This window comes from Bradyrhizobium sp. ORS 111, assembly GCF_045571485.1.
Lineage (GTDB): Bacteria > Pseudomonadota > Alphaproteobacteria > Rhizobiales > Xanthobacteraceae > Bradyrhizobium.
The window spans coordinates 1,870,371-1,896,594 of the sequence record NZ_CP120701.1 but is presented as its reverse complement, the minus strand read 5'-3'; the positions used below and the strand labels follow the sequence as shown (position 1 = coordinate 1,896,594).

21 protein-coding genes and 2 pseudogenes are annotated in these 26,224 nt (G+C 65.4%); 5 read left to right on the top strand and 18 right to left on the bottom strand.

The window, feature by feature from the left end; translation table 11 throughout:
* Position 1: 1 nt before the first annotated feature.
* The 6 genes from P6U30_RS08775 to P6U30_RS08750 form a co-directional block, all read right to left on the bottom strand.
* Complete coding sequence (locus P6U30_RS08775) at positions 2 to 1,411, bottom strand: NAD(P)/FAD-dependent oxidoreductase (RefSeq protein ID WP_407169004.1); 1,410 nt, start codon at positions 1,409 to 1,411, stop codon at positions 2 to 4.
* On the bottom strand, positions 1,408 to 2,670 hold the full coding sequence (locus P6U30_RS08770; RefSeq protein WP_407169003.1) for a radical SAM protein: 1,263 nt from the start codon (positions 2,668 to 2,670) through the stop codon (positions 1,408 to 1,410). Before P6U30_RS08770 ends, P6U30_RS08775 begins: the two co-directional genes overlap by 4 nt.
* A gap of 89 nt (positions 2,671 to 2,759) precedes the next feature.
* Positions 2,760 to 4,505, bottom strand: coding sequence for a ferritin-like domain-containing protein (locus P6U30_RS08765; protein WP_407169002.1), 1,746 nt, complete (start codon positions 4,503 to 4,505; stop codon positions 2,760 to 2,762).
* Positions 4,506 to 4,516: 11 nt separating this feature from the next.
* Positions 4,517 to 6,166, bottom strand: coding sequence for a hypothetical protein (locus P6U30_RS08760; RefSeq protein ID WP_407169001.1), 1,650 nt, complete (start codon positions 6,164 to 6,166; stop codon positions 4,517 to 4,519).
* A 23-nt stretch (positions 6,167 to 6,189) separates the two neighbouring features.
* A complete protein-coding gene (locus P6U30_RS08755) occupies positions 6,190 to 7,716 on the bottom strand; it encodes an FAD-binding oxidoreductase (protein WP_407169000.1) in 1,527 nt (508 codons plus the stop codon).
* 281 nt (positions 7,717 to 7,997) lie between these two features.
* Positions 7,998 to 8,876, bottom strand: coding sequence for a DUF2066 domain-containing protein (locus P6U30_RS08750; RefSeq protein WP_407168999.1), 879 nt, complete (start codon positions 8,874 to 8,876; stop codon positions 7,998 to 8,000).
* Positions 8,877 to 9,070: 194 nt separating this feature from the next.
* Between P6U30_RS08750 and P6U30_RS08745 the strand changes: the two genes are divergently transcribed.
* On the top strand, positions 9,071 to 10,084 hold the full coding sequence (locus tag P6U30_RS08745) for an NAD(P)-dependent alcohol dehydrogenase (protein ID WP_407168998.1): 1,014 nt from the start codon (positions 9,071 to 9,073) through the stop codon (positions 10,082 to 10,084).
* A gap of 264 nt (positions 10,085 to 10,348) precedes the next feature.
* Here the strand turns inward: P6U30_RS08745 and P6U30_RS08740 are convergent, their stop codons facing one another.
* On the bottom strand, positions 10,349 to 11,122 hold the full coding sequence (locus P6U30_RS08740) for an enoyl-CoA hydratase-related protein (protein ID WP_407168997.1): 774 nt from the start codon (positions 11,120 to 11,122) through the stop codon (positions 10,349 to 10,351).
* A gap of 101 nt (positions 11,123 to 11,223) precedes the next feature.
* Here P6U30_RS08740 and P6U30_RS08735 point away from each other — a divergent pair, with 101 nt between their 5' ends.
* The gene (locus tag P6U30_RS08735) at positions 11,224 to 12,816 is read left to right on the top strand and encodes a gamma-glutamyltransferase family protein (RefSeq protein ID WP_407168996.1); all 1,593 of its coding nucleotides are present in this window, start codon (positions 11,224 to 11,226) and stop codon (positions 12,814 to 12,816) included.
* A gap of 353 nt (positions 12,817 to 13,169) precedes the next feature.
* Here P6U30_RS08735 and P6U30_RS08730 read toward each other — a convergent pair whose 3' ends face one another.
* The 4 genes and pseudogenes from P6U30_RS08730 to P6U30_RS08715 all read right to left on the bottom strand — a co-directional run bounded on the left by P6U30_RS08730 (position 13,170) and on the right by P6U30_RS08715 (position 16,973).
* Positions 13,170 to 14,462 carry an NAD(P)/FAD-dependent oxidoreductase gene (locus tag P6U30_RS08730; protein WP_407168995.1) on the bottom strand — a complete coding sequence of 431 codons (1,293 nt, stop codon included), beginning with the start codon at positions 14,460 to 14,462 and terminating at the stop codon, positions 13,170 to 13,172.
* 186 nt (positions 14,463 to 14,648) lie between these two features.
* The gene (locus P6U30_RS08725) at positions 14,649 to 15,380 is read right to left on the bottom strand and encodes an amino acid ABC transporter ATP-binding protein (RefSeq protein ID WP_407168994.1); all 732 of its coding nucleotides are present in this window, start codon (positions 15,378 to 15,380) and stop codon (positions 14,649 to 14,651) included.
* A complete protein-coding gene (locus P6U30_RS08720; RefSeq protein ID WP_407150949.1) occupies positions 15,377 to 16,030 on the bottom strand; it encodes an amino acid ABC transporter permease in 654 nt (217 codons plus the stop codon). Before P6U30_RS08720 ends, P6U30_RS08725 begins: the two co-directional genes overlap by 4 nt.
* A gap of 174 nt (positions 16,031 to 16,204) precedes the next feature.
* Positions 16,205 to 16,973 (bottom strand): annotated as a pseudogene (locus tag P6U30_RS08715) (ABC transporter substrate-binding protein).
* 183 nt (positions 16,974 to 17,156) lie between these two features.
* Here P6U30_RS08715 and P6U30_RS08710 point away from each other — a divergent pair.
* The gene (locus P6U30_RS08710) at positions 17,157 to 17,795 is read left to right on the top strand and encodes a cupin domain-containing protein (RefSeq protein ID WP_407168993.1); all 639 of its coding nucleotides are present in this window, start codon (positions 17,157 to 17,159) and stop codon (positions 17,793 to 17,795) included.
* 309 nt (positions 17,796 to 18,104) lie between these two features.
* Here P6U30_RS08710 and P6U30_RS08705 read toward each other — a convergent pair whose 3' ends face one another.
* From P6U30_RS08705 to P6U30_RS08685, 5 genes and pseudogenes are all read right to left on the bottom strand, one after another.
* Positions 18,105 to 18,509, bottom strand: coding sequence for a transposase (locus tag P6U30_RS08705; RefSeq protein WP_407170405.1), 405 nt, complete (start codon positions 18,507 to 18,509; stop codon positions 18,105 to 18,107).
* A gap of 113 nt (positions 18,510 to 18,622) precedes the next feature.
* Positions 18,623 to 19,204, bottom strand: a pseudogene (locus tag P6U30_RS08700) (IS4/IS5 family transposase); the annotation flags it as partial.
* A 248-nt stretch (positions 19,205 to 19,452) separates the two neighbouring features.
* A complete protein-coding gene (locus tag P6U30_RS08695; protein WP_407168992.1) occupies positions 19,453 to 21,723 on the bottom strand; it encodes a xanthine dehydrogenase family protein molybdopterin-binding subunit in 2,271 nt (756 codons plus the stop codon).
* Positions 21,724 to 21,726: 3 nt separating this feature from the next.
* Positions 21,727 to 22,773, bottom strand: a complete 1,047-nt coding sequence (locus P6U30_RS08690; RefSeq protein ID WP_407168991.1) for an FAD binding domain-containing protein — start codon at positions 22,771 to 22,773, stop codon at positions 21,727 to 21,729.
* Entirely contained in the window at positions 22,770 to 23,267 is a 498-nt protein-coding gene (locus tag P6U30_RS08685; RefSeq protein WP_407168990.1) for a (2Fe-2S)-binding protein, read from the bottom strand. The genes P6U30_RS08690 and P6U30_RS08685 overlap by 4 nt, the downstream gene beginning before the upstream one ends.
* Before the next feature lie 151 nt (positions 23,268 to 23,418).
* Here P6U30_RS08685 and P6U30_RS08680 point away from each other — a divergent pair, with 151 nt between their 5' ends.
* Positions 23,419 to 24,057: a TetR/AcrR family transcriptional regulator gene (locus P6U30_RS08680; RefSeq protein ID WP_407168989.1), complete on the top strand. Its 639-nt coding sequence runs from the start codon at positions 23,419 to 23,421 to the stop codon at positions 24,055 to 24,057.
* A 65-nt stretch (positions 24,058 to 24,122) separates the two neighbouring features.
* Here P6U30_RS08680 and P6U30_RS08675 read toward each other — a convergent pair whose 3' ends face one another.
* Positions 24,123 to 24,512, bottom strand: a complete 390-nt coding sequence (locus tag P6U30_RS08675) for a hypothetical protein (protein WP_407168988.1) — start codon at positions 24,510 to 24,512, stop codon at positions 24,123 to 24,125.
* A gap of 159 nt (positions 24,513 to 24,671) precedes the next feature.
* On the opposite strand from P6U30_RS08675, the gene P6U30_RS08670 reads away from it, so the two are divergent.
* Entirely contained in the window at positions 24,672 to 24,875 is a 204-nt protein-coding gene (locus P6U30_RS08670; RefSeq protein ID WP_407168987.1) for a hypothetical protein, read from the top strand.
* A gap of 34 nt (positions 24,876 to 24,909) precedes the next feature.
* Here the strand turns inward: P6U30_RS08670 and P6U30_RS08665 are convergent, their stop codons facing one another.
* The gene (locus P6U30_RS08665; RefSeq protein ID WP_407168986.1) at positions 24,910 to 26,175 is read right to left on the bottom strand and encodes a D-amino acid dehydrogenase; all 1,266 of its coding nucleotides are present in this window, start codon (positions 26,173 to 26,175) and stop codon (positions 24,910 to 24,912) included.
* Positions 26,176 to 26,224: the final 49 nt, after the last annotated feature.

Genomic DNA, 26,224 nt, shown 5'->3' with positions numbered 1-26,224 from the left:
GTCATTCCGACGCCACAAGAATCCTGCGTTCGACCAACCACGACACCATGCGCTGCCCGCGCTCACGACTGGTGTCCCGCGCCAATTGATGCCCAAGTGCCTCGAGGCTGTCGCTCTGTGCCATCCGCTCAAGCAACGTCTCGACCGCGACGCCGTCGAGATAGGCGAACGGGCGGGCAAGCGCCGGATGATGCAGGCCCTTACGCAAGGTAACCCGATCGCGTTCGATGATTGGCACGTCGGCAATGCGAACGTCGTGCGACAGGCGCGCCCGTCCGGCGAACATTGGTGGCACCCGCAGCGGCATTGGCGCCGCCGAAGCTTGCGCCATGGCCGCGCGTTCGTGCCAGAAGCGAGCCGACGTCATGCCCGCCACCGCCGCATAGTGACGCGCCGCTGCTGCGCGATGCCGCTCAACCGTGTCCTTTCGGGCATTTCGATAGAAGATCATTGCGGCCCGAGCATCTACTGGACGTGTGAGCATGGTGTGGACCACGATCGCGGCCTGAAGGCCGGAATTCATTGCGGCCTGAACGCCCTGCGACGACAACGGATCAAGCGAGAAGCTCGCCTCCCCGATCCTGATCAAATTCTCTGTCACGCAAACGGCGCTCTGATGCGGCGTCGCTTCGTGAAACCGGACCCCACCTTCCAATCTGCCGCGCAAGCAGTCCCGCAGCAGCAACGACTCCGAAAGCCGCGCGCGATAATCGGCTTCGATATCGCCCCGGCGCCGGCCGTGACATTGGTCGGCATCGACGAAAACCATCGCGCAAAACGCACCGTCAGGCCGTGGCGCGCCCCAGTACCAACAGGTCGTTCCGGCTTCGACGCGATTGGGGCCGGGACCCAGTGATGTATCCCGCCAATTCCCCGACAGCGCCACCGTTCGCGGGTCCGTCGGCTGGTCCGTCTTGCGGATGTTGGAGTAGCGGCCCGCGGCGTCGACCAGAAACCGGGCCTCGATCAGAATGCTGCCTTCGCCTGTCTCGACCGGAACGAGCCATCCCTCAGCACCCGCACGCGGAGCCTTCGCCCTTGCCGGCTGAAGGATGCGTGCGCCGGCCTTCCTCGCCGCATCCAGGAGGATTGCGTCGAAGCGTCCGCGGTCGACCATCAAACCGAAGCGACCGGGCGGCGGTGATACATCTTCATCCGTGTCACCAGCCCACCGCAGCACGGATTTCTCGACCCGTACGAAGCCGGCTTGCGCGATCGCATCGCGGATCCCCAGGAGATCGAGGACAGTCCAGATCGACGGCGCCATCGCCTCGCCGATGTGCGGGCGCGGGAACGCAGTCCGCTCGACCACAACGACGTCGTGGCCGAGCCTCGCGAGCCGTGCCGCGAAGGCCGCTCCCGCCGGCCCGCCCCCAATCACGCAGACCTCGGCCGTTATCACGCGCGTCATGGCAGAGCCGGGGCATCGCCAGCAGCCCGGCTTTCGGGCGCCATGGCACCACTGAGATAGTCAGGGCGAAGCACGGACAGCCTCACATAAGCCTGCAGGCAGTACTCGAGCCAACCCCTGATGAAATCGCAAGCCGGCCGTCCCCGGGCGATCACCTCGTGATGGCAGCCGCCGCCGCAGAGGTACCGCGCCCAGCAGGAGCGGCACGGCTCCTGCCGATCGACCAGACGTTCCTCGAGCCACTGCCGCTGACGCGCGCGGTCGACGCCCGTCTCGACATGCCCCATGGCGCCGGCCTCGTCATCGACGAAGCGATGGCAGGCGAACATGTCGCCATCGGCCGACACGCCGAAATACCCCGCGCCCGCACCACAGGGATAAGGGCGATGGGTACCGCGATGAATCTCGCGCAACGCGCTCGCCATGTTGGCGAACGGATAGGGTTGCCCGAGCGCCGCGCGGCGTTCGAATTCCCGCCCGCAGTCGATCATCTGCGCGAGTAGCAACTGGAAATCGGACACCGCGAGCTCGCTTCTGCCGGTCGGCGAACGCAGCACCGGGGAGAACCCGACGCTGGTGAATCCCAGCTCGGCGAACCCGTCCAGGGTTTCGCGTAGATCGAGATTGTCCGGCGTCACCGTGACTCGCGCCGAAATCTGCATGCGCCGCTGCATCGCGAGCAGCGGCATCACATTCTCGATCGCCCGCTGATAGCTGCCGCGCCCGCTCTTGAACGGCCGCAACCGATCGTGTACCGCCCCGATGCCGTCGAGACTGACCGTCACCGCAAATCGATGCCGCTCGAAGAACGCGCCGTCGTCCGGACGCAGCAGCGTGCCGTTGGTTGTGATCGAGAATTTGGCATTGGCGCCCTTCTCGCGCGCCAGCCGCGTGGCCAGCTCGGTCGCGTCGCGGAGCAGGTCGCGTGCTGCAAGCGGCTCGCCACCCAGGAACGAGATATGGAGCGTGTCTCCCCTCTCCGCATCGGCGAACAGCCGGCGCACCGCCACTTCGGCGGTACGCCATGCCATTTCCTTGGCCTTGCCGCCGAAGCCCCCCTCTTGCGCATAGCAATAGGTGCAGCCGAGATTGCAGGCTTGCGCAACCGCGAGCGACAACGACCGCAGCGGTGGATCGCGCGGTGCCGTCATGGGCATCGCGAGCGGACGCGACAACCCCATCGCCTCGCGCACGGCACCGGGACCGAGCCCGGCCGCACGCAGCAGCTCTTGCCGGGTCTCCTCGTCGAGCGCGAACACCTGCGAGGCGTCGGCCAACAGTGCGTGCGGCCCGAACTCGGTGTCGAACAGATGAACGTCAGGCGACGTGTCGGACAGGCTCGCCGCGATCATTGCTGTGGCCAGAATGGAATGCCGATGCCGTCAGCTGCGAGCTTTTCACCGACCTGCAGCAGCTCGTTCATTTTCAGCCGCGCGGCATTGACGAGCGGCGCCCCTTCCGTCATCCCTCCGCGCGCGTAATCCGCGTAGCCCTTGCCGAGGTCGCGCAGGATGTCCTGGTAGATCGCGAGCGCCGCAGCCGCTTGGCGGGGCGTACCGATTTCGACCCGTCGCAGATACGGCAAGGCCGGTTCAGCGCCCTGATAGGCTTTGAGCGCCGTCTCCACCTCACGGAAGCGGCTGTAGTGATCGACGCCGTCGCTGTCGATCCGTTCAGCGAGCTCGATCGCATGAGCGGGATAGATTGGAGATCGCAACGTCGCGATCACCTTCGAGTAGGCTCCATCGAGGAAGCCGCTGGGACGTTCGATGTTGATGAAGTCGTTCAGCGCGTCCGGCGTCAGGCGGCGCAAGGCAGCGTCGCGCCAGCCGCCCTTCCCGTCGGGCAACTTGTTTGCCGGGTGCAAAACCGGCTGATAGGACGCGATGAGACCGGCGTCGTGAAGCATCCACAGCAGCTCATTGACCCAACGCAGGTGCTGCATCTCACAGGTGGCGATGATCATCAGGCCGCCGCGGATGAAGGTCACGTCGTCCTTCATCGTGCTCCAATGCGATCCCGCCGCCTCTTCGGAAGAGAGCAGCGAAAAGCGCGCATAGAGATATTCGAGCGCGAGCGCCATCTCCATCGGGCCGAGCTTGTCGCGCAATTCGCACGCGAGCTCTTCCGGGCTCGCGAACGGATTGGCATGCCTTTCACGCAGCGGGACATAGACCGAATCGATCTCCCGGTCGTGGAGCACGACGTTGAGGTTTTGCCACTCGTGATTGATCTGAAAGTGGTCGAACTGGTAGGGGCGGTTCTTGGCGATGGTGTTCGCTGCTTCCGCCGAAACGTCACGCGAGCGCTCGGCACGCAACCAGTCGACCCGCAGATTGGCCAGCAGCGGATTGGCGGCCTCGCCGTTCGGCAGCGTCGGCTCGCCGGGGTCTAGCTCCTGGAATACCGCGTCTGGATGATTGGAGGCCCAGTACATGCAGGCGCAGTCGCGAAAATCGTGCTGCCAGGGCGAGCAGAGGCTCTGCAACAGTTCACCCGGTAGATAGGCGCCGCTGATCACGCCGGTGACGGGGTCGGTGAAGTGCCGCCGCCAGCCATCGAGAACAACCTCGGCGGCGTCGGCCGCACCGCGCCGCTTCAACCCGATCTTCAGCGCGCCGGGCGCGAGCCCGCGCAGCAGTCGCCAGACGTAGAGACCGTCGAGCGGATAATCCGGATTATCGGGGTTGTGCAGGCGCATCGACAGGCGCTTGCCGCCCTGCTCGACCCATTCGAGATACCAGTCGGTGTGCGCGCCGAGCGTGCCGGCGGCGAGTTCGATATCGAGCAGCAGTCGCCGTGCGTCGGCGTTATCGGCCTGCAGTTCGGGATCGAACAGATAGTCGACATACCGGAGCCACGCGCCGTAGCGCTGGGGCTCGTCATAGGGTGCGCTGTTGTCGTCGCGGCCGACGAATTCGAAGACCAGGCCCGGGAAGAATCGGCGGTCGAAATTGCGAACGTCGAGCTCGAGACCCGGGTAGCAATTGCCGACGGCATCCTCGAGCCGCGTCACGGCCGGATTGCCCGGCACCTGATAGGCGGCGCGGGCGGTGAGATTGCGCGGAAATATCTTCCCCGATCGCTTGTCCATGGTTGTTGTCCTCACGCCTTCCGCAGCGGGCCCGACGTTGCGTCAGTCGCGGCCTGCTCGGCAAGCAAGTCGATGAATCTCATCAGCGTGTCGTAGTCACGCCAGGTCAGGGACAGCGCGTTCTCGTCGGAATCGCGCATGAAGGGCGGCATGCGCATGTCATGCAGGCCATCGCGCGACACCCGGGAGTCGCGGAAGCTCGGATCGGGAATCTTCCCCGGCGCTTCCTCAAATTGGGAGAAGCGGCCATATGGCGGTCGGATCAATCGTTGGACATGCTCCTTGCGGGTGCGCAGGAAATCCCGCAACGTGATCAGGTCGGTGAGCGGCGCATGCGCCGCCATCGCAACGGCGGAATAGGGCAATGGCAGGAACGGGACGCCATCGCTCTGCTGCGCCACCTCATCGGAATCCAGCAAAATCGGCGTGAGGTCGACATACGGCTTGTCGTCCTTTGTCATCATGCGTTTGTCGATCTGCGGCAGCCCGGGATAGTTCGACGGTGGCGGATCGTTGATATTGCTCTGGATCGCCTTGTAGCGCACAGCGTCGAGATTCATCAGGCCCGCGGTCTCGAAGACGCGTGCGAACAGGTCGGCAATCTCGGCGCTGGTCTGTTCGATCGTTTGCTCGGATACCTCGACCGGAGGCAGTTCGCGATCGGCGAGATCGGCGGCCAGCGACGCGAAGGGCCGCCGGTCTGGCGCGTAGTCCGGCACGCCGGACAGCACCCTCGCGGTCGCGACGAAACGTGCGCCGGCGACGACGAGTTGCGCCGAGATGACGCCATCGCAGGTGTCGTCGACCACGCCCCAGGAGCGCCAATCGCCGACATCGGCACCGTCGTAAGAATCGCATGGCTGCGGATCAGTCTGCCCCGGCGCGTTCATGATGTAGGTCGACCACGGCGTGTTGGGGTTGAGTATGCGATTGCGCGCCGGCACGATTTCGTGGATCGCGCCGGGCAAGATCGCCGCGGCGATGATGTCGCCGGGCTGCCCCGGCGACGACGGGCCCGCGATCGCATTGGGCGGTCCATAGACCTCGCCACGCGCCGGCGTGAAGCGGACGCGGATCTGCGACAGGTCGATGCCCATCGCCGTCGCCGGCGCCGGCTTGATCACCTGAAAGGCCCCGAGCGGTATCGGACGATCCGGATAGACCAATGGCTCCTGACCCGGCGTGTGCGGGCTGATGGCAAGCAATGGCTTGCGCTCATGGTCGGTGCCACTGACTTCGAGCCGGGCGATATAGGAGCACGCCGGAGATCCGGTTCGCCGCTGCGCCTTGCAGTTGGCCACGGTCACGTTGAACTGCAGATTGTCGATCGACGCCCCCAATTGCGCCAGCCTCGCCGGCGTCGCCCTCTCCTCGCGGACCTCGCCGTCGTGCGACGACTGCACCCTCAGCCATAGCTCGAAGAACGGCGCCGCAGGTCGGAGCTGATCGCCGTCCTTGAACCTGATGACATTGGGAATATACGGCCGAAGCGAGCCGTCCGCGCCGACATCCAGCGTGACGGAGGGCTTGATGACGGTTTGATGGGCTCCGTGCGTCGAGACGTCAGTGTCCCATTCGAACGCTTCCAGCGGATTATCGCTGCCGCCGACCCGCGCGATCGCGATCGGAGGCAGGAAGTACATTTCGACGACGCGGTCCATCCATCCCTCCCAATGCATCGAAGCTAGGCGCCGCTGGAATAGGGCTCGCGCACGATGGGCCCCGGCGTGGGCGGCACCAAAGGTGGTTTGCGGCCTCCACCCTTCATCGCGACGGCCTGTTGGTAATGGAAGAAGCCATCGGGGTCGTACTTGCGTTTGATCGCCACCAATGACGAGTCATAGTCACCCCAATACGCCTTCGCGAAACCCTTCTGCTGGCGGCGCGGGTAGTTCTGATAGGAATGCCCGTTGCAGTAGGGCGCGTACATCTTCATGAAGTCGTCGAGGAACTGCTCGTAAGGAGCCTTTTCTTCCGGCGTGCGCCAGAACAGGCCAAAGAACGTGTTCATCAATACGTCGCGATGGATGAACGCGTTGGCGCCCTTGCGGACGCGGTTGATCTGGCCTCCATAAGGCTCGATCACGAACCAGCTCCAAGGGCACGGCGATTGCGCGAAGCGGTTCATGATTTTGCGCCAGTCGTTGAGGCTCAAGGGCCGCGAGACATAGGCGCTCTGCTTGTCCTCCATCACCGAGTTCGGCACGTCGGGGATCGGAAACGGCTTGTCGACGATGTAGCGATTCACCGCCAGATAGGTGTCGACCATGTCGACCTGGAGCTGAACGCCCTTGGTCGCCAGCAACGAAGACAGCGCGGCCATCCCCTCCTCGCGGCTTCCATGATAGGTGCCGCGCATCAGCATGACATTCTTGCCCTGCTGGGCGGTGACGATCACCATGTAGCCGAGTTGATCCGCAGCGCCCTTGGTCATGTAGTTCTTTTGCAGCTCGACGAGCGCGGCGGGCGCGTGCTCGATCGGCCACAGCAGACCGAACCCCCAGATCTTCCAGAGGTCGTGCAACTGGTAGGTCGCCTGCAGCACCACGCCGAAATTGTTGCCTGTGCCGCCCCTGATGGCCCAGAACAGATCCTGATTCACGGTTTCGCTAGCCAGCACGATGCTGCCATCCGCGAGCATGACAGTTGCATCGATCAGATTGTCGCAATTCATGCCGTACTCGCGGGAGGTGAAGCCATAGCCGCCTCCCTGCATGTAGCCCGCGATCGCCACATCCTCGCAGGCGCCGCCCGGCATGTGCAACCGGTAGCCGTTGAGCACCGCATTGATGTGGCCGAACGTGGCGCCCGCACCGATCACCGCCCGCTTGGCCACCGCGTCGACGACGACGTAGTTCATGCGGCTCAGGTCGATCACCATGTCGCAGATGACCGAATAGCCGGCCGTACTGTGCCCGCCAGAACGCGTGATCGCCCAGAATTTGTGGCGCCGGGCGAATTTCAGGCAATGCCTGACGTCCTCGAACACCTCGCAATAGACGATGAGTTGCGGGAGGACCTGAAATTCCTGGCTAAAGACCTGCCGGGCGGCATGGTAATTGGGATCGGTCGGCAGGACCACGGAGCCCTCGAGCTGCGATTGGAGCTCGGCGATCGCATCAGGTGTCGGAATGGCCGATACCGGTGAATGGGCCGCACGAAGGCCTGCGACTCTCGCCTCGCGGTGCCTGAGCTTCGCGCTCTTCCACATATCGCTGCCTAGCCGATCGTCTTGCTATCGGGACGCTCAGCTCGCGATGCCGTCTGGAAGGCTGGTCTTGCGAATTGGGAAAACGCGCTGAAACAAACCGTCACAGTAACTAAACCTGGAGTTGCCATGAGTATAAATCACCGTCCCTGAAATATGCCGGGTATCCAATGCCCGATCAGGCAATAAGTCAATCCGCTCACGGTTCTCGAACCGCTGAAATATTCCTGACACAATCGCACCGAGGGCAATTCGCGCGACTGACGAACTCTCCGACCCTGACATCACCTGGATCGATTGTCCGTCCCTGGATGACCGTTGCCCGACAAGGCCTGTGCCGCGCCACCAATGCCACGACGAAAGGCCTCGTCGAAAGTGACGCCGCGCATCCGCCACGTGTACGATTTGCCCTGCCAGTCGATCCGCCATTGCGTCGCCCAGCCGAGATCGTTGTCATCCCAAACCAGCCGTCCGACCAAGGCGGTCTCGCCGCCCTGCGGCGCGACAATGGAGATCAGTTTCGCTGACGGCACCTTATTGAGGCCGGCTGCGGTGATGTTCGACGCGGCGAGCGCGGCCGCGCTCGGCAGAATAAGGCGCATCCCGCGCTTATCCGCCGCCGCCGAAAGCGCGTCGCGCTGCAGGTCCGCCTGCGTGCCGTCGGCGGTGACGATGTAGTCCTTCGGACCTTGCTGCATCTCGACGAAGACGCCGAGCATCGGCCGTTGTGCCTTCCACGGCTTCAGGCCCAACGTGGTCAGCAGGCCGTCGATCTTCTGCTCGTCAAATGTCACCGTCAGATCGAACGGGCGGTCGCGGGTGCCCTGTTCGTCGTGATGCGGCTTGCCGGCGTACTGGTCATGATAGCTGAAGTCGCTGACGAACTCCTTGGCCTTCGATTTGTACGCGGCGAGCCGCTTGTCGCTAGCGAGCGCCTGCTGGCCGGAGACCTTGATCAGCACGTCTTCCAGGCACGCGCCGAACCCGATGATCCGGTTTGGTTCGCCCTGGCCGGTGACGACGGTCTGCGCGCGGTAGAGACCATCGGCCGCCTGCGCCATCGCGCCGCCGCAACTGATCAGGGCTACGGCAACCATCGCCCAAGCCATGCGACGCACGAGGATACCGATCAGAGTCTTTCCCGTCTCAAGCAAGGCAGCCATGCTCACCTCCCGCGCTGGGTCCGCACAGATTGACCGCATTTGGGCACGGCGCCAATAGGTTCCGACATGGGCACCATGTTGCGCGCTGCGTTGCACGCTATGGCCACGCCCGGCCCGGCTGACATATGCTCAGTGCACGCGCGACGACGCAGCAAGCGCCGTCCGAGACAACAGTCCGCTACGGGAGACGTCCTTTGAAGTGCTACGAGTTGCAAGGCCCAGGGGGCGTTGATGCGCTTGCGCTGGTCGATAAGCCGGTGCCGCAAGCCGGCCCCGGCGAGGTTCTGGTCCGGCTGAAGGCGGCGACGCTCAACTATCGCGACCTGCTGACGGTCAAGGGCGGCTACGGCTCGCGCCAGAAATTTCCGCTGGTACCGGTCTCCGACGGCGCTGGAGTCGTCGAGGCGGTCGGCGCCGACGTCACGGGTTTCGCGCCCGGCGATCGCGTCATCGGCAGCTTCTTCGAGGACTGGCTCGGCGGCGCGCCGAGCGAGACACGGATGCGCGCGGCGCTCGGCGGCAGCGTCGACGGCGTGTTGACCGAGTATCGGCTGTTTCCGACACGCGCGCTGGTGCGCACACCGGATCACCTGAGCGATATCGAGGCCGCGGCACTGCCATGCGCCGGCCTCACGGCCTGGAGCGCAGTGGTCAAGCTCGGCGACGTGAAGCCGGGACAGACCGTGCTCACCCAAGGCACCGGCGGCGTCTCGCTGTTCGCGCTGCAATTCGCCAAGATGTGCGGCGCCCGCGTGATCGCGACATCCTCCAGCGACGCCAAGATCGCACGGCTGAAGCAGCTCGGCGCCGACGTCACGCTGAACTACAAGACGACGCCCGATTGGGGCAAGAAGGCGCGCGAGGTGACCGGGCGCGGCGTCGATCTGGTCGTCGAGGTCGGCGGCGTCGGCACGCTGAACGAATCGATCCGCGCCACCAAGATCGGCGGCACTATCGCCTTCATCGGCGTGCTCGCCGGTCCCGCAGCATCCGACACGCGGCTGCCGCTGATGGTGATGCAGCAGCAGCGGCTGCAGGGCGTCACGGTGGGCTCGGTCGAGGACCTGCAAGCGCTGTGCGACGGGATCAGCATGCACGGCGTCAAGCCCGTGATCGACAAGGTCTTCGCGTTCGACCAGGTGAGGAACGCATTCGCCCACATGGCCAGCGGCGCGCATTTCGGCAAGGTCGCCATCGCGATCGGGTAGCGCGTCGAAGAAGCTGGTGCCACGGCCTGAAAGAAGAGATCAGGTTGAACTTGAACCGCATCGAAGGTTCACCTCTCCCTTGAGAGAGGTCGATTTGCGCCCGGCGATGCGAAGCATCGTCCAGTGCAAATCGGGTGAGGGGTTACGGTCCAATGAGAGAACAAGACCCCTCACCCGGATTGCTACGCAATCCGACCTCTCCCCGGCTGGGGAGAGGTGAACCGAAATCGCCGCCCGCCGATTCGACAACCACGCGTCCTCCACCTAACGTCCCGTGAACTGGGCCTTGCGCTTCTCGACGAAGGCCTTGCGGCCTTCCTGCGCATCGGCGCTCTCACGGATCACCATCTGCACCTCGAGCTCGCGGCGGAACTGATCCGCATAGCTTGCGTGCTCGCTCGCCTCGAGCAACTGCCGTGTCGCGACCAGCGCCCGGGTCGGCCCGTCGGCGAGACGCCGCGCCAGCACCTTGGCTTCGTCGAGTAATCTTGCATCGTCGACCACCTCGCGCACCAATCCCCATTCCTTGGCGCGCTCGGCCGACAGCGGCTCGTTCAACAGCATCAGGTCGAGCGCGCGCTGGCGGCCGATCAGCCGCGGCAGCAGCCAGGTCGAGCCGAGGTCGGGCACCAGGCCGATCCGGCTGAACACCTGGATGAAGCTCGCCGACCGGCCTGCGAGGATCATGTCGCCGGACATCGCAAGGCTGAAGCCGCCGCCGGCCGCAACGCCATTGACCGCGACCACGACCGGCACGCGACATTCGCGCAAAGCCTGCAGCGCCGGCCAATAATGCCTCATCACGCCGACATAGATGTTGTCACCGAGCGACTGGGACGCCTTGAGGTTCTGCCCCGAGCAGAAGCCACGCCCCTCCCCGGTCAGCACGAGTGCCCGCAGCCCGGCGTTGCTGCTCATCTCGCCGATCGCCGTCGCGAGATCGCCGAGCAACTCCGGCGTCATCGCGTTCAGGCTGGCGGGATCGTTGAGTGTCAGGATGCCGATACTGCCGTCCCGCTCGCGCTTCACTGCGGTCATTTTCCTCTCCCCGGAATTGCTAGTTGTTGCGCTCACCGTGCCTTGCTTGGCATGCTACGCTAAGGTCATCCACCCGCAACAAGAACAGCGAAAACAGCGCCATGTCCGATCAGTTCTCCAACTCGCAAGTGATCCGCAAACCCGCCGTGACCTCGAAGGGCGGCATCGTCGCCGCGCAATCGCGCAAGGCCGCGGAGATCGGCGCGGCGGTATTGGCAGCGGGCGGCGATTGCGTCGACGCGGTGATTGCAACCACGTTCGCGCTCGGCGTGGTGGAGCCCTGGATGAGCGGCGTCGGCGGTGGCGGCGCCATGGTGCTCTACCGCGCGCGCGAGAACCGCACCGAGGTGATCGACTACGGCATGCGCGCGCCCGATAGTCTGCGCATCGAGGACTATCCGCTGACCGGCTCGGGCGCGGCCTCCGATCTCTTCCCCTGGGCCCGCGTCAAGAACGACCGCAACCTGCATGGCCCCGGATCGATCGCGGTGCCCGGCGTGGTCGCTGGCATGGAGGAGGCGCATCGCCGCCACGCCAGGATGCCGTGGAAGGAGCTGTTGGCGCCGAGCGTGACACTCGCCGGCGAAGGCCTGCTGGTCGATTGGTGGACCACCGCGATGATCGCAAGCTCCGCCGCCGACCTGCGCCGCTACCCCGCCAGCGCCGCCGCCTATCTACACGACGGCCTGCCGCCGAGCGCGCAATGGGGCATCAAGTCGGTGGTGCGCATGCCGCAGGACAGGCTGAAGGCGACGATGGCCCAGCTTGCCGCGGCCGGCCCGCGCGACTTCTACGAGGGCGATCTGGCACGCAGCATCGCCGACGACATCCAGGCCGCCGGCGGTGCGTTGTCGGTGCGCGACCTCGCTGCCTTCCGCGCCCATCTGCGCGAGCCACTGGCGATCCCCTATCGCGGCGGCACGGTCTACGCGACGCCGGAATTGACCGCGGGGCCCACCATGGCGCGCACGCTCGGCCTGCTGCAGAAGGCGTTCGAGCCCGCGCGCAGCGGCCCGGATGCCGCGGCTTACGCGGCCTATGCCGAGTCGCTGCAGGCGGCCTATCGCGAGCGGCTGAAGGACATGGGCGACGTCGACGGCCGCCGCTCGCTCGGCGCCGAGGCGATCGCTCCCTCCTGCACCACGCATTTCGCCGCGGTCGACCGCGACGGCAACATGGCAGCGGTGACGCAGACGCTGCTGTCGACCTTCGGCTCGAAATTCGTGACGCCGAACACCGGGCTCACCATGAACAACGGCATCATGTGGTTCGATCCGACGCCGGGCAATCCGAACTCGCTCGCCGGCGGCAAGCGCTGCCTGACCAACTACACGCCAGTGATCGCGCAAGCCGCCGATGGACGTCGCCTCGCCGCCGGCGCATCGGGCGGCCGCCGCATCCTGCCGGCGGTGTCGCAGCTCCTGTCCTTCGTGATGGATTTCGGCATGGACCTCGACACCGCGATCCATCAGCCGCGGATCGACGCCAGCGAAGGCGCCGTCGTGATCGGCGACGTGCGGCTGCCGCAGGCGGTGCGCGATACGCTGCGCGGGCGCTTCTCCTACGAGGAGGCGCGCATCCAGACCTTGCCGATGAAGTTCGCCTGCCCGAGCGTCGTGCTGCGCGATGGTGCGACCAACAGCGGCGCCACCGAGACGTTCCAGCCTTGGGGCGATGCGGTTGCGGAGGCGTGAAGCGGTCAGAGCCATCATTGCTTTGTCGAGAAGCGCAAGCCGGCCCTTCCGGGCAAGGTCTCACAGGACATGCCGAGCCAGTATCCGTGGTGGGGTCGTCGGGTTGTATGACTTGAGGCCGCTGTCGACCTGATGGGACGTCACTACGCCGGACTGACGTGCGGCTGGATTCCGATTCACATATCAAACAACCACAGTGTCATCACCCGCGCATGCGGGTGATCCAGTATTCCAGGGACGTCAGGCCTAGAGCGGAAGGCCGCCGCGTACTGGATGCCCGCATGCGCGGGCATGACGGCTGGTAAGGGTCCGCATTCTCGCGGCATGAGGTACGTTTCGACGGCACTGCTCGATCATACCCCGAGCCGGTCCCTCACCCGCCCCGTCAGCACCGCAGTGGTGACGCCGACGCGCCAGAAGGCGTGCATCGGGATCGGCTTGATGCCCGTGATCGGCATGTCGATCTCGGCCTTGCTTCCGCCGATCAGGCGGCGGGTGAGTTGCGCGCCCATCGCGGTCGAGAGCGCGACGCCACGGCCGTTGCAGCCGAGCGAGATCAAAAGGTTGTCGGCGGGCTCGTGCACATGCGGATAGTGATCGGCGGTGATGGCGAGGCGGCTGTTCCAGCCGTGGGTCCAGGCGACACCTTTGAGCTGCGGCCACAGCCGCTCGGCATAGCGGATCAGATAGGCGACGTCGGACGGGCTGTTGATCCAGCGCATCGGGCCGCGGCCGCCCATCAACAGGCGATTGCGCTGATCGATGCGGTAATAGACCGTGATGTGGCCGCTCTCGTAGAGCACCGGCCGCGTCGGCATGATCGCGCGCGCGACCTCGTCCGAAAGCGGCGCAGTGCAGGCGATCGACGAGAACACCGGCACGATGCTACGGCGGAGCGCCGGCCAGAGGTCGTCGGTGAAGCCGTTGGTCGCGAGCAGCACCTTATCGGCGTGGACGACTGCTCGCGGCGTCTCGATCCGCCAGCGGCCGCCGTCGCGGCCGAGCCGCAGCGCCGGCGTCTCGCCATGGACAGCCGCGCCCGCGCTAATCGCGGCACGCGCCAATCCGCGCGCGTAGCTCAGCGGATGCAGATCGCCCCCACGCGCATCCAGCATGGCGCAGAGGTAGCGGTCGCTGCCGGTCATCTCGCGCACCTCGGCGGCGTCCAGCAGCTTCACCGGCATGCCGCGTACGATGCATTGCTTCGCGGTCGCCGCGATCGCAGCGGCGCTGGCCTCGTTGTAGGCGGCGCGCAGCGTGCCGTTCTGCCGCGCCTCGCAGGGGATCTGGTAGCGGCGGATCAGGTCGTGCGTGAAGTTGGTGGTGCCGTAGGAAAATTCGATCATGCGGCGGCCGAGATCGGGGCCGAAATCGGCTTCGATCTGGTCGGGGTCGTGCTTCAGCCCGGGATTGGTTTGCCCGCCATTGTTACCGGATGCACCCCAGCCCGGCTCTTGCGCTTCCAGCACGGTGGCGAAGACGCCCTGCTCGGCAAGATGCAGCGCAGTGGAGAGCCCGGTGAAGCCGCCGCCGATGATCGCGACGGGGACGCTTTTGTCTGCGGTGAGCGGCGGCGTTGGCGCCGCCTCGACTGCGGTGTCGGCGTAGAGGCTCGGCGGCAGCGGCTGGCGGGTGGGGAGGGTCATGTTGCAAGCTCTCGTTTCACCTCTCCCGTAGGGAGAGGTCGACGCGCAGCGTCGGGCGAGGGGTTCAGATCCCACGAGAGAGCGCAACCCCTCACCCGGATCTCGTCTAGCGATGCAATCCGACCTCTCCCACAAGGGGAGAGGTGAACCTTTGATGCCTCACGATCCGACGTCACAATAGATCCCTCACAACGGGTGCAACACGCGACGCAAGAAATCCTGCGTGCGCGGGTGTTGCGGCTGGTTGAGGACCGACTTCGCCGCGCCCTGCTCGACGATGACGCCGCCGTCGATGAACAGCACGCGGTCGGCGACGTCGCGGGCGAAGCCCATCTCGTGGGTGACGACGACCATGGTCATGCCGTCGTCGGCGAGCTTGCGCATCACCGAGAGCACCTCGCCGACCAGTTCAGGATCGAGCGCCGATGTCGGCTCGTCGAACAGGATCGCCTTCGGCTGCATCGCCAGCGCGCGGGCGATGGCGACGCGCTGCTGCTGGCCGCCCGAGAGCTGCGGTGGATGCACGTCGGCCTTCTCGGCGAGCCCGACCTGCGCCAGCAACGCGCGGCCACGCGCGATCGCCTGCTCACGCGGCTCCTTCTTCACATAGAGCGGGCCCTCGATGACGTTCTCCAGCGCGGTGCGATGCGGGAACAGGTTGAAGCGCTGGAACACCATCGAGACCTGGGTGCGGATCGCCACGATCGAAGGCGAGTCGCGATCCACCCGCGCACCCTCGACGCTGATCTCGCCGCGGTCATAGCTCTCCAGCCCGTTGATGCAGCGCAGGATGGTCGACTTGCCGGAGCCGGAGGGGCCTATGATGCAGACCACCTCGCTTTTCGCGACCGACGCCGAGATGCCCTTCAGCACCTCGACCTTGCCAAAGCTCTTGTGAACGTCCTTCAGCTCGATCATTTGCGGTTCGCCTTGGTCTCGAAATGCCGAACCAATAGGATGAGTGGAATGCTCATGGTCAGATACATCAGCGCAACAAGCGTGAACACGCTGGTGTTCTTGAAGGTGGAGGAGGCGATCAGCTTGCCCTGCAGCGCGAGTTCGGCGACCGTGATGGTCGAGGCCTGCGAGGAATCCTTCAGCATCATGATCATGATGTTGCCGTAGGGCGGCAGCACGATCCTGATTGCCTGCGGCAGCACCACACGGCGCATGGTGAGCCACCAGCCCATGCCGATGGTCTGCGCCGCCTCGATCTGCCCCTTGTCGATCGCCTCGATGCCGGCGCGGAAGTTTTCGGCCTGATAGGCCGAATAGGCGATGCCGAGCCCGAGGATCGCCGCCTGCAACGCGGTGAGCGCGATGCCGAAATCGGGCATCACGAAATAGAGGTAGAACAGCAGCACGATGATCGGGATGCCGCGGATCACGTTGATCAGCGAGGCACTAAGGCCGACGAAAAATCCGATGCCGGACACCCGCATCAGCGCCCATACCAGCCCAAGCACGGTCGACAGAGCCAGCGAGCCGACGGTGACGACGACTGTCAGCCAGACCCCCTGCAACAGGATAGGCACGAACTCGACGGCGTCACTGAAGAATTTCTGCATCGGCTCAAACGCGAGACGACATCGGCACGATTAGCCGGCTGCCGCACGAACCCGTCATTGCGAGGAGCGAAGCGACGAAGCAATCCATCCTTCCGCGAGCGCGGCGAAATGGATTGCTTCGCTTTGCTCGCAATGACGTGGATGGTACTGTGCAACCGAATGCCATCGGCGCTCTCACGAAGCACTGCCCTTCTGGCCCCACTTCTCGAGAATCTTTGCGATGCTGCCGTTGCCTTTCAGCTTGGCGAGCGAGGCGTTGATCTTCTTGAGCAGCTCGGTATCGCTCTTGCGCACGCCGATCGCGACCGTGCCGACGGTGACGGGCTTGTAGCCATCGACCAGACGCACCTCGGCGAAATTGCCCTGCTGCAGATTATAGGCGAGGATCGGATAGTCGGCGAAGCCGGCCTTGAGGCGGCCTGCATTCACATCACGCAGGATATCGGGAATGTTGTCGTAGACTTTCACCTCGCTGAACAGCCCGGTCTTCTTCAGCGCATCGACGAAGGCGGTGCCGACCTGGGGCGCCGACCACCGTGCCCTTCAGATCCTCCTGCGAGGTGTAGGCCTTGGTGTCGGTCTTCGGCACCACGAGGCCCTCGCCATAGGTGTAGACGGCGTCGGAGAAGTCGATCACCTCCTTGCGCGCCGCGGTCGCGAACATCGCGGCGGCGATGATATCGATCTTGTTCGAGGTCAGCGAGGGGATCAGTGCCGAGAACTGCATCGGCTCGATCTGCACCGAAAAGCCGGCATCCTTGCCGATCTCGGTGGCGAGATCGACCATGATGCCCTGGATCGAATTGGTCTTGGTGTCGAGGAAGGTGAAGGGGATCCCGGTCGGCGTGGAGCCGACCTTCAGGACCTGCTGCGCCTCAGACGGCGCGCTCAAGGCAAGCGCAAGCGCCGCGATCGCGGCCTGGACGAGACGCTGAAACGACATCGCAACACCTCCCGAAGCTGACACCGGCGCCGCGTCGCCCGTTTACTTTCGAGCTTGTTGTTGCGGGCAACGCCCTTCCGGCCTATTTTCACCAATATGAAATTGTGGTCACGAAATCACGGCCAATGCAAGTTATTTTCATGCACATGAAGGAAGCGGCTTGACGTGAGTGGCGGCAAGCGAATGCGCAAAGCAACGACAGGCAAGCCTGCGACGGCGCGCCGCGCGGCAAGGAAGCCGGCCGAGCCGCTGGTCGACCTCGCCGTCGGACGCCGCATCCGCGACCTGCGTCGCGCCCGGCAGATGTCGCTGGAGATGGTCGCCGCGCGCACGAAGCTGTCGATCGGCTTCGTCAGCCAGATCGAACGCGGCCTGTCGTCGCCCTCGTTGCGCGTGCTGGCGACGCTCGCCGACGTGCTCGGCGTCGGCATCGCCGCGCTGTTCGGTACCACGCCGAATGACGACGCGGCGGCAAACGGCGTGGTCACGCGCGAGGCGCAGCGCGCCGAGCTGAAGCTGTGGCGCAGCGGTGTCTCGAAACAATTGCTGAGCCCGGCCGGCAGCGAGAGCCGGCTCAATCTTTTCCTGGTGCATCTCGCCCCCGGCGGCAGCACCGGCGACGAACTCTACACTCATGACGGCGAGGAAGCCGGCCTCGTGCTCGAAGGCGAAATGACGTTGACCGTGGATGCCGAGACCTGGACCTTGAAACAAGGTGACAGCTTCCGCTTCGCCAGCCGGAGGCCGCATAGTTTTTCCAATCCGGACGCCGATGCGAATGCCGTGGTGCTGTGGGTGAACTGCGTGACGGCAGCGGGGTGAGCCGCCAACCTATCTCGCGTCGTCCCGGCGAAAGCCGGGACCATGACCACAGGGTTGTGTTGTTTACGAAAGCTGCAGCCCCAGCGTCGCGCCATAACCCACATTCGTGGTTATGGGTCCCGGCTTTCGCCCATAGGCGCTAAGGTAGTTGGATTGCTTGATAGCGACGCTTGTGTCTGGGCGGCTCGCGGAGGTGCCGTCGGAGCGTGGAGCGGAGTCTGCGGAGGCAAGCGATTGCGGGCTGGGGAATGATGGCTTGCCGGAGCGAAGCGACGAGCTGGTGCAGGAGTCGCCACGCCCCTGGGCGGGTCAGGCGGCGTCGGCCAAGCGGGGAGAGTCCTCGAGTTCGTCGACGAGCGGCTCGAGCAGAAGAATGATCAGCAGATGGGCAAGGATATGGGGTCTGGCGGATCGCTCGTCAGTTCCGGGCGGCCCCTTCAGGCCAATCAAGCTTTTCAGCCGCTTGAAGCCGAGCTCGATGCGCCATCGCAGCCGATAGAGGGCGAGAATGTCGGCCGTCGTGAAGTCCTTTGGTTTGAGTGAGGTCACCAGGATCACCCAATCTGCGGCGTCCAGTGTTTGGCTGGAGAGCTGATGGCCTCCCTTTGTGCGGTCCGGCGTGCCTTGCGTCGCGCAGCCGCGGCAGCTTGCGCCGGCTTCCTGATCGCAACCAGACGCACGGCGAGCGGCGCGCCAGACTTGCGTTTTATCCAGATCGGCCGATCGATCATGCCGCCTGCCGTGGCTTTGCGCAGTTCGGCCGTGAGATCAACCAGACCACCTTCGGCATCAAGCCAACGCGCGCTCTTCCAGCCGGACCGGATCACGAAGTCCGCACCGGCATCGCGCAGACGTGCCATCCGCTCGGGCTGCAGATAGGCGCGATCGGCAAGACGGATTTCGCCGGCAACCGCCGGTATCCGATCCAGCGTCTCGCCCCCGCGCTCATCAGTCAATTCGAAGTGACCAAAACGCTCCCGCGGAAGATCGAACGCACTGTGGACGCGCCACACCGCGTTCTTGTTCCTGCCGCTCGTCCCAGCCTTGGGGACCGTCGTGGCGTCAACAATGCGGATCAGGCGACCGCGGCTCGCCTTCGGTGCGCCGCTCACAAGCGCTTGGCCTACCAGGCGCGCCAGCCAATCCCCGCATTGACGCAAGCGATACAACAGAGCCACGTTGGAGATATCGACAAGGCCCACCGAGGTTGCCCAGGCCGTTGTCAACCGCAGACCCCTCTCGCCGAGACAGTACGCAAGGATCAGACGCAGCAAATCGACTGCATTGCTAATCTCTCGCGGCCGGACAAACGCCTTCGTCTCGCGGGCGCTGACCTCCAGAGCATCGGCTCCGCCAAGCCGCGCAACAACACGCGCCCAGTCTTCGTTCACAAGCGATTCGTGTCTCATCCCATCTTGGAATCACAAGCAAACCCAACCCGCAAATCCTATTTTAGCGCCCATGGGCTTTCGCCGGGACGACGCTGATGGGCGTTTCGCGCACCGTCATTGCGAGGAGCTTGCGGCAAAATTGCAAAGCAATTTTGCGCTGAAGCGACGACTTGTCCGCCGAACCCTTGGCGAAGGCGGAAGCAATTCATCGCTCCCGAGCGAAGACATGGATTGCTTACTTCGCTCGCAATGACGGACTGGGTTAGTTAGTCCGCTACCCCCCTCACCACCTCCTCGATCTTGATCGGGAATTTCCGCACGCGGATGCCGGTGGCGTGCCAGACGGCGTTGGCGACGGCGCCGGCGCTGCCGGTAATGCCGATTTCGCCGACGCCCTTGATGCCGAGCGCATTCACATGCGGATCATGCTCGTCGACCGTGATCACATCCATCGGCGGCACGTCGGCATTCACCGGCACATGATATTCGGCAAGGTTGGCATTCAGGATGCGGCCCGACCTGCGGTCCATCACCGCCTCCTCATGCAGCGCAAAGGAGAGGCCCCAGATCATGCCGCCACGGAGCTGGCTCTGCACCAACAGCGGATTGATGATGCGGCCGGCGGCGAAGGCGCCAACCAGCCGGGTCGAGCGAATCTGGCCGAGCGCCGGATCGACCTTCACCTCGGCGAACACGGCACCGTGTGCATGCATCGCGTATTGCGATTGCGCCGCCGGATCGGCCGCGCCGGTGCCGCTGGCCTCGATCTCGGCAAGACCGGCGCGGGCGAGGATGTCGGCATAGCTCTCGCTGCGATCATCGTCGTCGCGGCGATGCAGCCGCCCGGCGCGCGCGACCACGCCGGCGTTGCCGGCGCCGAACAGCGGCGAGCGTTCATCCGAGGTCGCGAGCTCGGCAAGCTTTGCGATCACGGCCGCGCCGGCATTGTGGATCGCAGCTCCAACGGTTGCAGTATGCGCCGAGCCGCCGGCGATGCCGGCATCGGGCAAATCCGACGAGCCGGAGCGGAATTCGATCTGCGCGAGATCGAGGGCAAGCGCGTCAGCCGAGATCTGGGTCAGCGCGGTCCAGGCGCCCTGCCCCATGTCGTGCGCGCCGCTCTCCATCACGCCGCGGCCATCGGCGCGGATCACCGCGCGAGCGTTGCCCTGGAACATCAGCGCCGGGAAGGTCGCCGTGCCCATGCCCCAGCCGACCAGGAAGCCATTCTCGTCGCGCATCTGCCGCGGCCGCAGCGGACGACGCGCCCAGCCGAAGCGTTCGGCGCCACGGGCATAGCACTGCCGCAGCGCCTTCGACGAAAACGGCTTGCCGGTGGTCGGCTCGACCTCGGCATAATTCTTCAGCCGGAAGTCCAGCGGATCGATGCCGCAGGCGAATGCCGCCTCGTCGATCGCACTCTCCAGCGCGATCGATCCGGTCGCCTCACCCGGCGCGCGCATGAACAGCGGCGTGCCGGTATCGATGCGCACCGCGTCATGTGCGGTGCGGATCGCGGGACTTGCATAGAGCGTGTGCGAGGCATCGGCGGCAGGCTCGTAGAAGTCATCGAAGCTCGACGTGGTGATCCGCGCGTGATGATCGAGCGCGGTCAGCTTGCCGGCATCGTCGGCGCCGATGCGGATGCGTTGCCGGGTCGCCGAACGATGCCCGACCGGGCCATACATCTGGCTCCGGCGCAGCACCAGCTTGACCGGACGTCCCACCAGCTTTGCGGCCATGATGCCAAGCACCTGCGACCCCGACACCAGGCCCTTGGAGCCGAAGCCGCCGCCGAGGTACGGGCTGTTGATGTGGATGTTGGCCGGCGGAATGCCGAACAGTCCACCGATGCGGAGCTGCGCCATCGCCATGCCCTGGCTCGGCGTGTCGATGAACAGCTTGTCACCGTCCCACACCGCGACGATCGCGTGCGGCTCCATCGCGTTGTGATACTGCGCCGGCGTCTCATAGGTGGCGTCGATCAGCTTCGACGCAGCGGCAAAACCCGCATCGATATCACCGTGCTGGACTTCGGCGGGATTACCTATTCCGACCGCCGGCGGCACGTAGGGCTCGCCGGCGTCGAGGCCGACGCGGGCGATCTCGACCTGGAAACGCGGCGACAGCAGTGCCGCGCCTTCGGTGGCAGCCTCCAGCGTTTCCGCGATCACCACCGCGATCGCCTGGTTGGCGTAACGCACCTCGTCGCTCTGCAACAGCTCCATGCGGAAGGTGAACGGATTACCCTTGGCGTCGGGATCTTCGGCAAGCTCGGGCTTGTGCGAAGGCGTCATCACGTCGACGACGCCGGGATGACGCTTGGCAGCGGCGACATCGAGCGATTTGACGCGGCCGCGCGCGATACAGCTCGTCGCGATCACGGCATAGAGCATGCCGGGCGGATGATTGTCCGCGGCGTAGCGCGCCTTGCCGGTCACCTTCAGCACGCCGTCGGTACGGGTCAGCGGCTGGCCGATGTTCGAGCCGTGCCTGAGATGGGCGGGATCGCGGGTGGGATTGAGTTCAACCGTCATGCTTTACGCTCCTGCAACGGATGAGAAAGGAGAGCCCGGCAGCGCGGGAATGCGCGCCGGCGTACCTGCGGCGGCAAGGGAAAGCGCGCGCACGATGATGCGCTGCGCGAGCTCGATCTTGAACGCGTTGTCACCGGACGGCGTGGCATCCGTGAGCGCGGCACGCGCCGCCTCGCGATAGAGCGCGGCATCGGGCGCGCGCCCCGCGAGCACCTGCTCGGCCTCGCGCGACCGCCACGGCTTGGCCGCGACACCGCCGAGCGCAAGCCGCGCCTCGCGGATTGCGCCGTCCTCAATGCGCAGGCCTGCTGCGGCCGACACCACCGCGAAGGCATAGGAGGTGCGCTCGCGCACCTTGATGTAGCGCGCATGCGCGGCGAAATCCTTCGCCTCGGCCGGCAGGCGCAGCGCGACGATGAGATCGCCCGGCTCCAGCGCGGTCTCGCGTTCTGCCGTCTCGCCGGGCAGGTGATGCAGCGATTCAAGCGGCAGCTCGCGCCGGCCGCCGGCGCCCTCGATCTCGACGACGGCGTCGAACGCAACCAGCGGCACGCAGAAGTCGGACGGATGGGTGGCGATGCAGCCCTCGCTCCAGCCGAGCACCGCGTGCAGGCGGTTCTCGCCGTGTCGCGCGTCGCAGCCGGCCCCGGGCCAGCGCCGGTTGCAGGCGCTGGCGGCGTCGTAGAAATAGGCGCAGCGCGTCCGCTGCATCAGATTGCCGCCGACGGTCGCGGCGTTGCGCAGTTGCGCCGACGCGCCCGACAGCAATGCCTCGGCGACCGCAGGATAGCTGCGCGAGAATTCGGCGTCATGCGCGAGATCGGCATTGCGCACCAGCGCGCCGATGCGCAAGGCGCCATCGGCCAGACGTTCGATGCGGTCGAGCCCGGGAAGGCGCGTGACATCGACCAGCCGGCTCGGCCGGCTGACGCCGCCCTTCATCAGGTCGAGCAGATTGGTGCCGGAAGCGAGATAGCTCGCGCCCTTTTCGGATGCCGCCGCGATCGCCTCCGCGACGCTGGCCGGCCTGACGTAATCGAAGTTCATCATGCGGAGCGCCTCCGATTGGCAGCATTGATTTCGGCCGTCGCCTCGAGCACGGCCTCGGTGATCCCGGCATAGGCGCCGCAACGGCAGAGATTGCCGCTCATGCATTCGCGCACGCGCTCCGGATCGTCGCCGGCCTGGCCTTCCTGGATCAAGCCGATCCCGCTCATGATCTGGCCCGGCGTGCAGAAGCCGCACTGGAAACCGTCATGCGCGATGAAGGCGGCCTGCACCGGATGCAACTGGTCGCCCTGCGCGATACCCTCGATGGTGGTGATCTCGGCACCGTCATGGCTGACGGCGAGCGCGAGGCAGGAGTTGATGCGGCGGCCGTCGACCAGGATGGTGCACGCTCCGCACTGGCCGCGGTCGCATCCCTTCTTGGTGCCGGTGAGATCGAGGCGCTCGCGCAGGAGATCGAGCAGGGTGACGCGGGGGTCGTCGAGCACAATGTCCCGGCGAACTCCGTTGATGGTGAGACTGAGAGGAAAATTCATGCAGGGCTCCGATCCGTGTATGGTCGGGTTGAAGCGAGCAACGCAGTCCCGTGGCCGCCAACCGATGGTCGGCGCGCCTTGTCAGGCCGGATGCTGGCCGCCATATACGGAGGCGTCCTCCGTTTACAAGGGAGGGTGAGAAGAAAAAGGAATGGCCGGTCATTCAACAGAAATTGTTCGCAAGCCCCGCGCGGACGCCGTGCGCAACCGCGAGCGTGTGCTGGAAGCAGCCAAGGCGGTGTTCTCGGCCGGCGGCAGCGAGGCGAGCCTTGAAGCCGTCGCGCGGCATGCGGGGGTCGGCATCGGCACGCTCTATCGCCACTTTCCGACCCGCGAAGCCCTGTATGAGGCCGTCTATCGCCGCGAGGTCGAGCAGCTCGGGGATCTCGCCGAGCAACTGCAGAACGCGCCCGATCCGGTCGAGGCGCTGCGGCGCTGGCTGCGCGCCAATGTCGAATTCGTCGCAACCAAGAAGGGCATGGTGGCGGCGCTGGCGCTGGTCGCGCACGGCTCGACCGAGCTGCACGCCTATTCCTTCGATCGGCTGACCAAGGCGATCGGCACCCTGCTCGCGCGCGCGGTCGCAGCCGGCGAGATCCGCGCCGACATCAGCGCCGAGGACGTGCTGCGCGCCCTGATCGGCATGTGCTACATGCACGACCAGGCCGGATGGCAGACCACGACGCTGCGGCTATTGGATGTGTTCGTTGACGGCTTGCGCGTGCGGCCGGCAAGTGCGGCGACAGCAAAGCCTGCCAAGACGAAGGCGCGGCGCAAGCCCGCGCGCTAGCCTGCGCTGCGGCACATTCCGAACGCCCAAAAGAAAAGCCCCGCGCGATGCGGGGCTCTTTGCGCTCACTGCGGATTTTTCGGTGATGTCGAGTTGTTCCCGGGCAGGTTCGACGTCCCGGTCCCGGTCGCGGAGTTGTTGCTCGGACTGGTCGAACCGCCTGGTGTCGATGTGTTCGGGTTGTTGTTCATATTATTGCCGGTGGTGCTGCCGGGCGGCTGAGTCATGCCCGACGAGCCGGTTCCCATGCCGGTCGTGCCGCCCATGCCCGACGAACCTGTGCCGGTACCGGTGCCCGTACCTGAACCTGTACCGCTCATCCCGGTGCTCCCACTCGAGCCACCTGCGGCTCCGCCGCCTGCACCGCCACCCGCGCCGCCCCCTGCCTGCGCGAAAGCGAGCGAAGACGATAACGCCATGACCGCGGCTAGACCGATCGTTGCCAGTTTCTTCATGCGAAATCCTTTCCTGGTTTCGATCGGACCAAACGTGTCCCGCGCAGCCACGTTCCTAGGGCGCGACGGGCGTTTCCCACCCAGCAGCCTCCCGCACGGCGCAAGGAACCTGCGGCCGCCTCTCCTGTTCAGCCCGGCAACAAGACTGAGGAGAACGCTATGAAGACGCTTCTGATGCAGCACGAACTCACCACCGAACTCGAACGGCGATCCGGCGTCAAAGGACTGAAGCTGATCCGCCTCAAGGGCTACGACCCGAGCTGGGACCTCGGGGGCACGCGCGAGACCGCGCTGGACGAGGCGAAGGAAAAGCAACTGCGCGAGGAGGTCACGCGGATGCAGGGCGAGTTCGACATCGCCTAGCGCACACCATCATTGGCGCGCCGGACGCATGGCCTTACCCGAACCGGTGGTCGTAGCGGGTGATCGACAGCTCCTTGGTGTCGATCTCGGGCGTCCTGCCCGAGAGCAGATCGGCCAGCACTCTTCCCGAGCCGCAAGCCATGGTCCAGCCGAGCGTGCCGTGGCCGGTGTTGAGATGTAGATTGGGGTAGCGCGTCGCGCCGATCACCGGCGGGCCGTCCGGCGTCATCGGGCGCAGGCCGCACCAGAACGTCGCCCTGGAAAGATCGCCGCCGCCCGGAAACAAGTCGGTCAATGAATGATCCAGCGTTGCGCGCCGCGCGGCATAGAGCTTGGTGGAATAGCCCGAGATCTCCGCGGTGCCGCCGACGCGGATGCGGTCGCCGAGCCGCGTGATCGCGACCTTGTAGCTCTCGTCCATCACGGTCGATTCCGGGGCGCCGGCCGCATCCTTGATCGGCACGGTGATCGAATAGCCCTTCACCGGATAGACCGGCAGCGAGATGCCGAGCGGCCGCACCAGATGCGGCGAATAGCTGCCAAGCGCGACGATGTAGGCATCGGCCTGCATCACGCCGGCGCTGGTCGCTACTCCCGTGATCCGCGTCGCATCCGCGTTCAGCCCGTCGATGCCGACGTTGAAATTGAAGCGCACGCCGAGCTTCTCGGCCTCCAGCGCCAGCGCCTGCGTGAACATATGGCAATCGCCGGTCTCGTCGTGCGGCAATCGCAGCCCGCCCGCGAACTTCTGCTTGACCTGCGCCAGCGCCGGCTCGGCGGCGATGCAGCCCTCGCGGTCGAGCACCTCGAACGGCACGCCATATTGCTTGAGCACGGCGATGTCCTCGCCGGTGCCATCGAGCTGAGCCTGGTAGCGGAACAGTTGCAGCGTGCCGCGCGCGCGCTCGTCGTAGCGGATGCCGATCTCGTCGCGCAGGCCGCGCAGGCAATCGCGGCTGTATTCCGCGATTGGAATCATCCGGCTCTTGTTCACCGCGTAGCGCGCGCTGGTGCAGTTGCGCAGCATCTTGAGCAGCCACAGCCACATCACCGGATCGGGCTTCGGGCGGATCACCAGCGGGCCGTGCTTCATCAACAGCCACTTCACCGCCTTCACCGGCACGCCTGGGCCGGCCCAGGGCGAGGAATAGCCCGGCGACACCTCGCCGGCATTGGCGAACGAGGTTTCGAGCGCGGGCTTGGGCTGACGGTCGATCACCGTCACCTCGTGGCCGGCACGGGCGAGATAATAGGCCGAGGTGACGCCGATCACGCCACTACCGAGAACAAGGACCTTCACGATCACACTCCTGCGGCGCTGGACTGCCGCTGCAAGACACGTTCCGCAG

Excerpts from the sequence above, each read along its gene's own strand:
- P6U30_RS08695 (WP_407168992.1), bottom strand. The coding sequence starts at position 21,723 with ATGACGGTTGAACTCAATCCCACCCGCGATCCCGCCCATCTCAGGCAC.
- P6U30_RS08685 (WP_407168990.1), bottom strand. The coding sequence starts at position 23,267 with ATGAATTTTCCTCTCAGTCTCACCATCAACGGAGTTCGCCGGGACATT.
- P6U30_RS08750 (WP_407168999.1), bottom strand. The coding sequence starts at position 8,876 with ATGGCTGCCTTGCTTGAGACGGGAAAGACTCTGATCGGTATCCTCGTG.
- P6U30_RS08760 (WP_407169001.1), bottom strand. The coding sequence starts at position 6,166 with ATGGACCGCGTCGTCGAAATGTACTTCCTGCCTCCGATCGCGATCGCG.
- P6U30_RS08710 (WP_407168993.1), top strand. The coding sequence starts at position 17,157 with ATGCGCAAAGCAACGACAGGCAAGCCTGCGACGGCGCGCCGCGCGGCA.
- P6U30_RS08765 (WP_407169002.1), bottom strand. The coding sequence starts at position 4,505 with ATGGACAAGCGATCGGGGAAGATATTTCCGCGCAATCTCACCGCCCGC.
- P6U30_RS08735 (WP_407168996.1), top strand. The coding sequence starts at position 11,224 with ATGTCCGATCAGTTCTCCAACTCGCAAGTGATCCGCAAACCCGCCGTG.
- P6U30_RS08740 (WP_407168997.1), bottom strand. The coding sequence starts at position 11,122 with ATGACCGCAGTGAAGCGCGAGCGGGACGGCAGTATCGGCATCCTGACA.
- P6U30_RS08670 (WP_407168987.1), top strand. The coding sequence starts at position 24,672 with ATGAAGACGCTTCTGATGCAGCACGAACTCACCACCGAACTCGAACGG.
- P6U30_RS08755 (WP_407169000.1), bottom strand. The coding sequence starts at position 7,716 with ATGTGGAAGAGCGCGAAGCTCAGGCACCGCGAGGCGAGAGTCGCAGGC.
- P6U30_RS08690 (WP_407168991.1), bottom strand. The coding sequence starts at position 22,773 with ATGATGAACTTCGATTACGTCAGGCCGGCCAGCGTCGCGGAGGCGATC.
- P6U30_RS08680 (WP_407168989.1), top strand. The coding sequence starts at position 23,419 with ATGGCCGGTCATTCAACAGAAATTGTTCGCAAGCCCCGCGCGGACGCC.
- P6U30_RS08775 (WP_407169004.1), bottom strand. The coding sequence starts at position 1,411 with ATGACGCGCGTGATAACGGCCGAGGTCTGCGTGATTGGGGGCGGGCCG.
- P6U30_RS08725 (WP_407168994.1), bottom strand. The coding sequence starts at position 15,380 with ATGATCGAGCTGAAGGACGTTCACAAGAGCTTTGGCAAGGTCGAGGTG.
- P6U30_RS08730 (WP_407168995.1), bottom strand. The coding sequence starts at position 14,462 with ATGACCCTCCCCACCCGCCAGCCGCTGCCGCCGAGCCTCTACGCCGAC.
- P6U30_RS08675 (WP_407168988.1), bottom strand. The coding sequence starts at position 24,512 with ATGAAGAAACTGGCAACGATCGGTCTAGCCGCGGTCATGGCGTTATCG.
- P6U30_RS08720 (WP_407150949.1), bottom strand. The coding sequence starts at position 16,030 with ATGCAGAAATTCTTCAGTGACGCCGTCGAGTTCGTGCCTATCCTGTTG.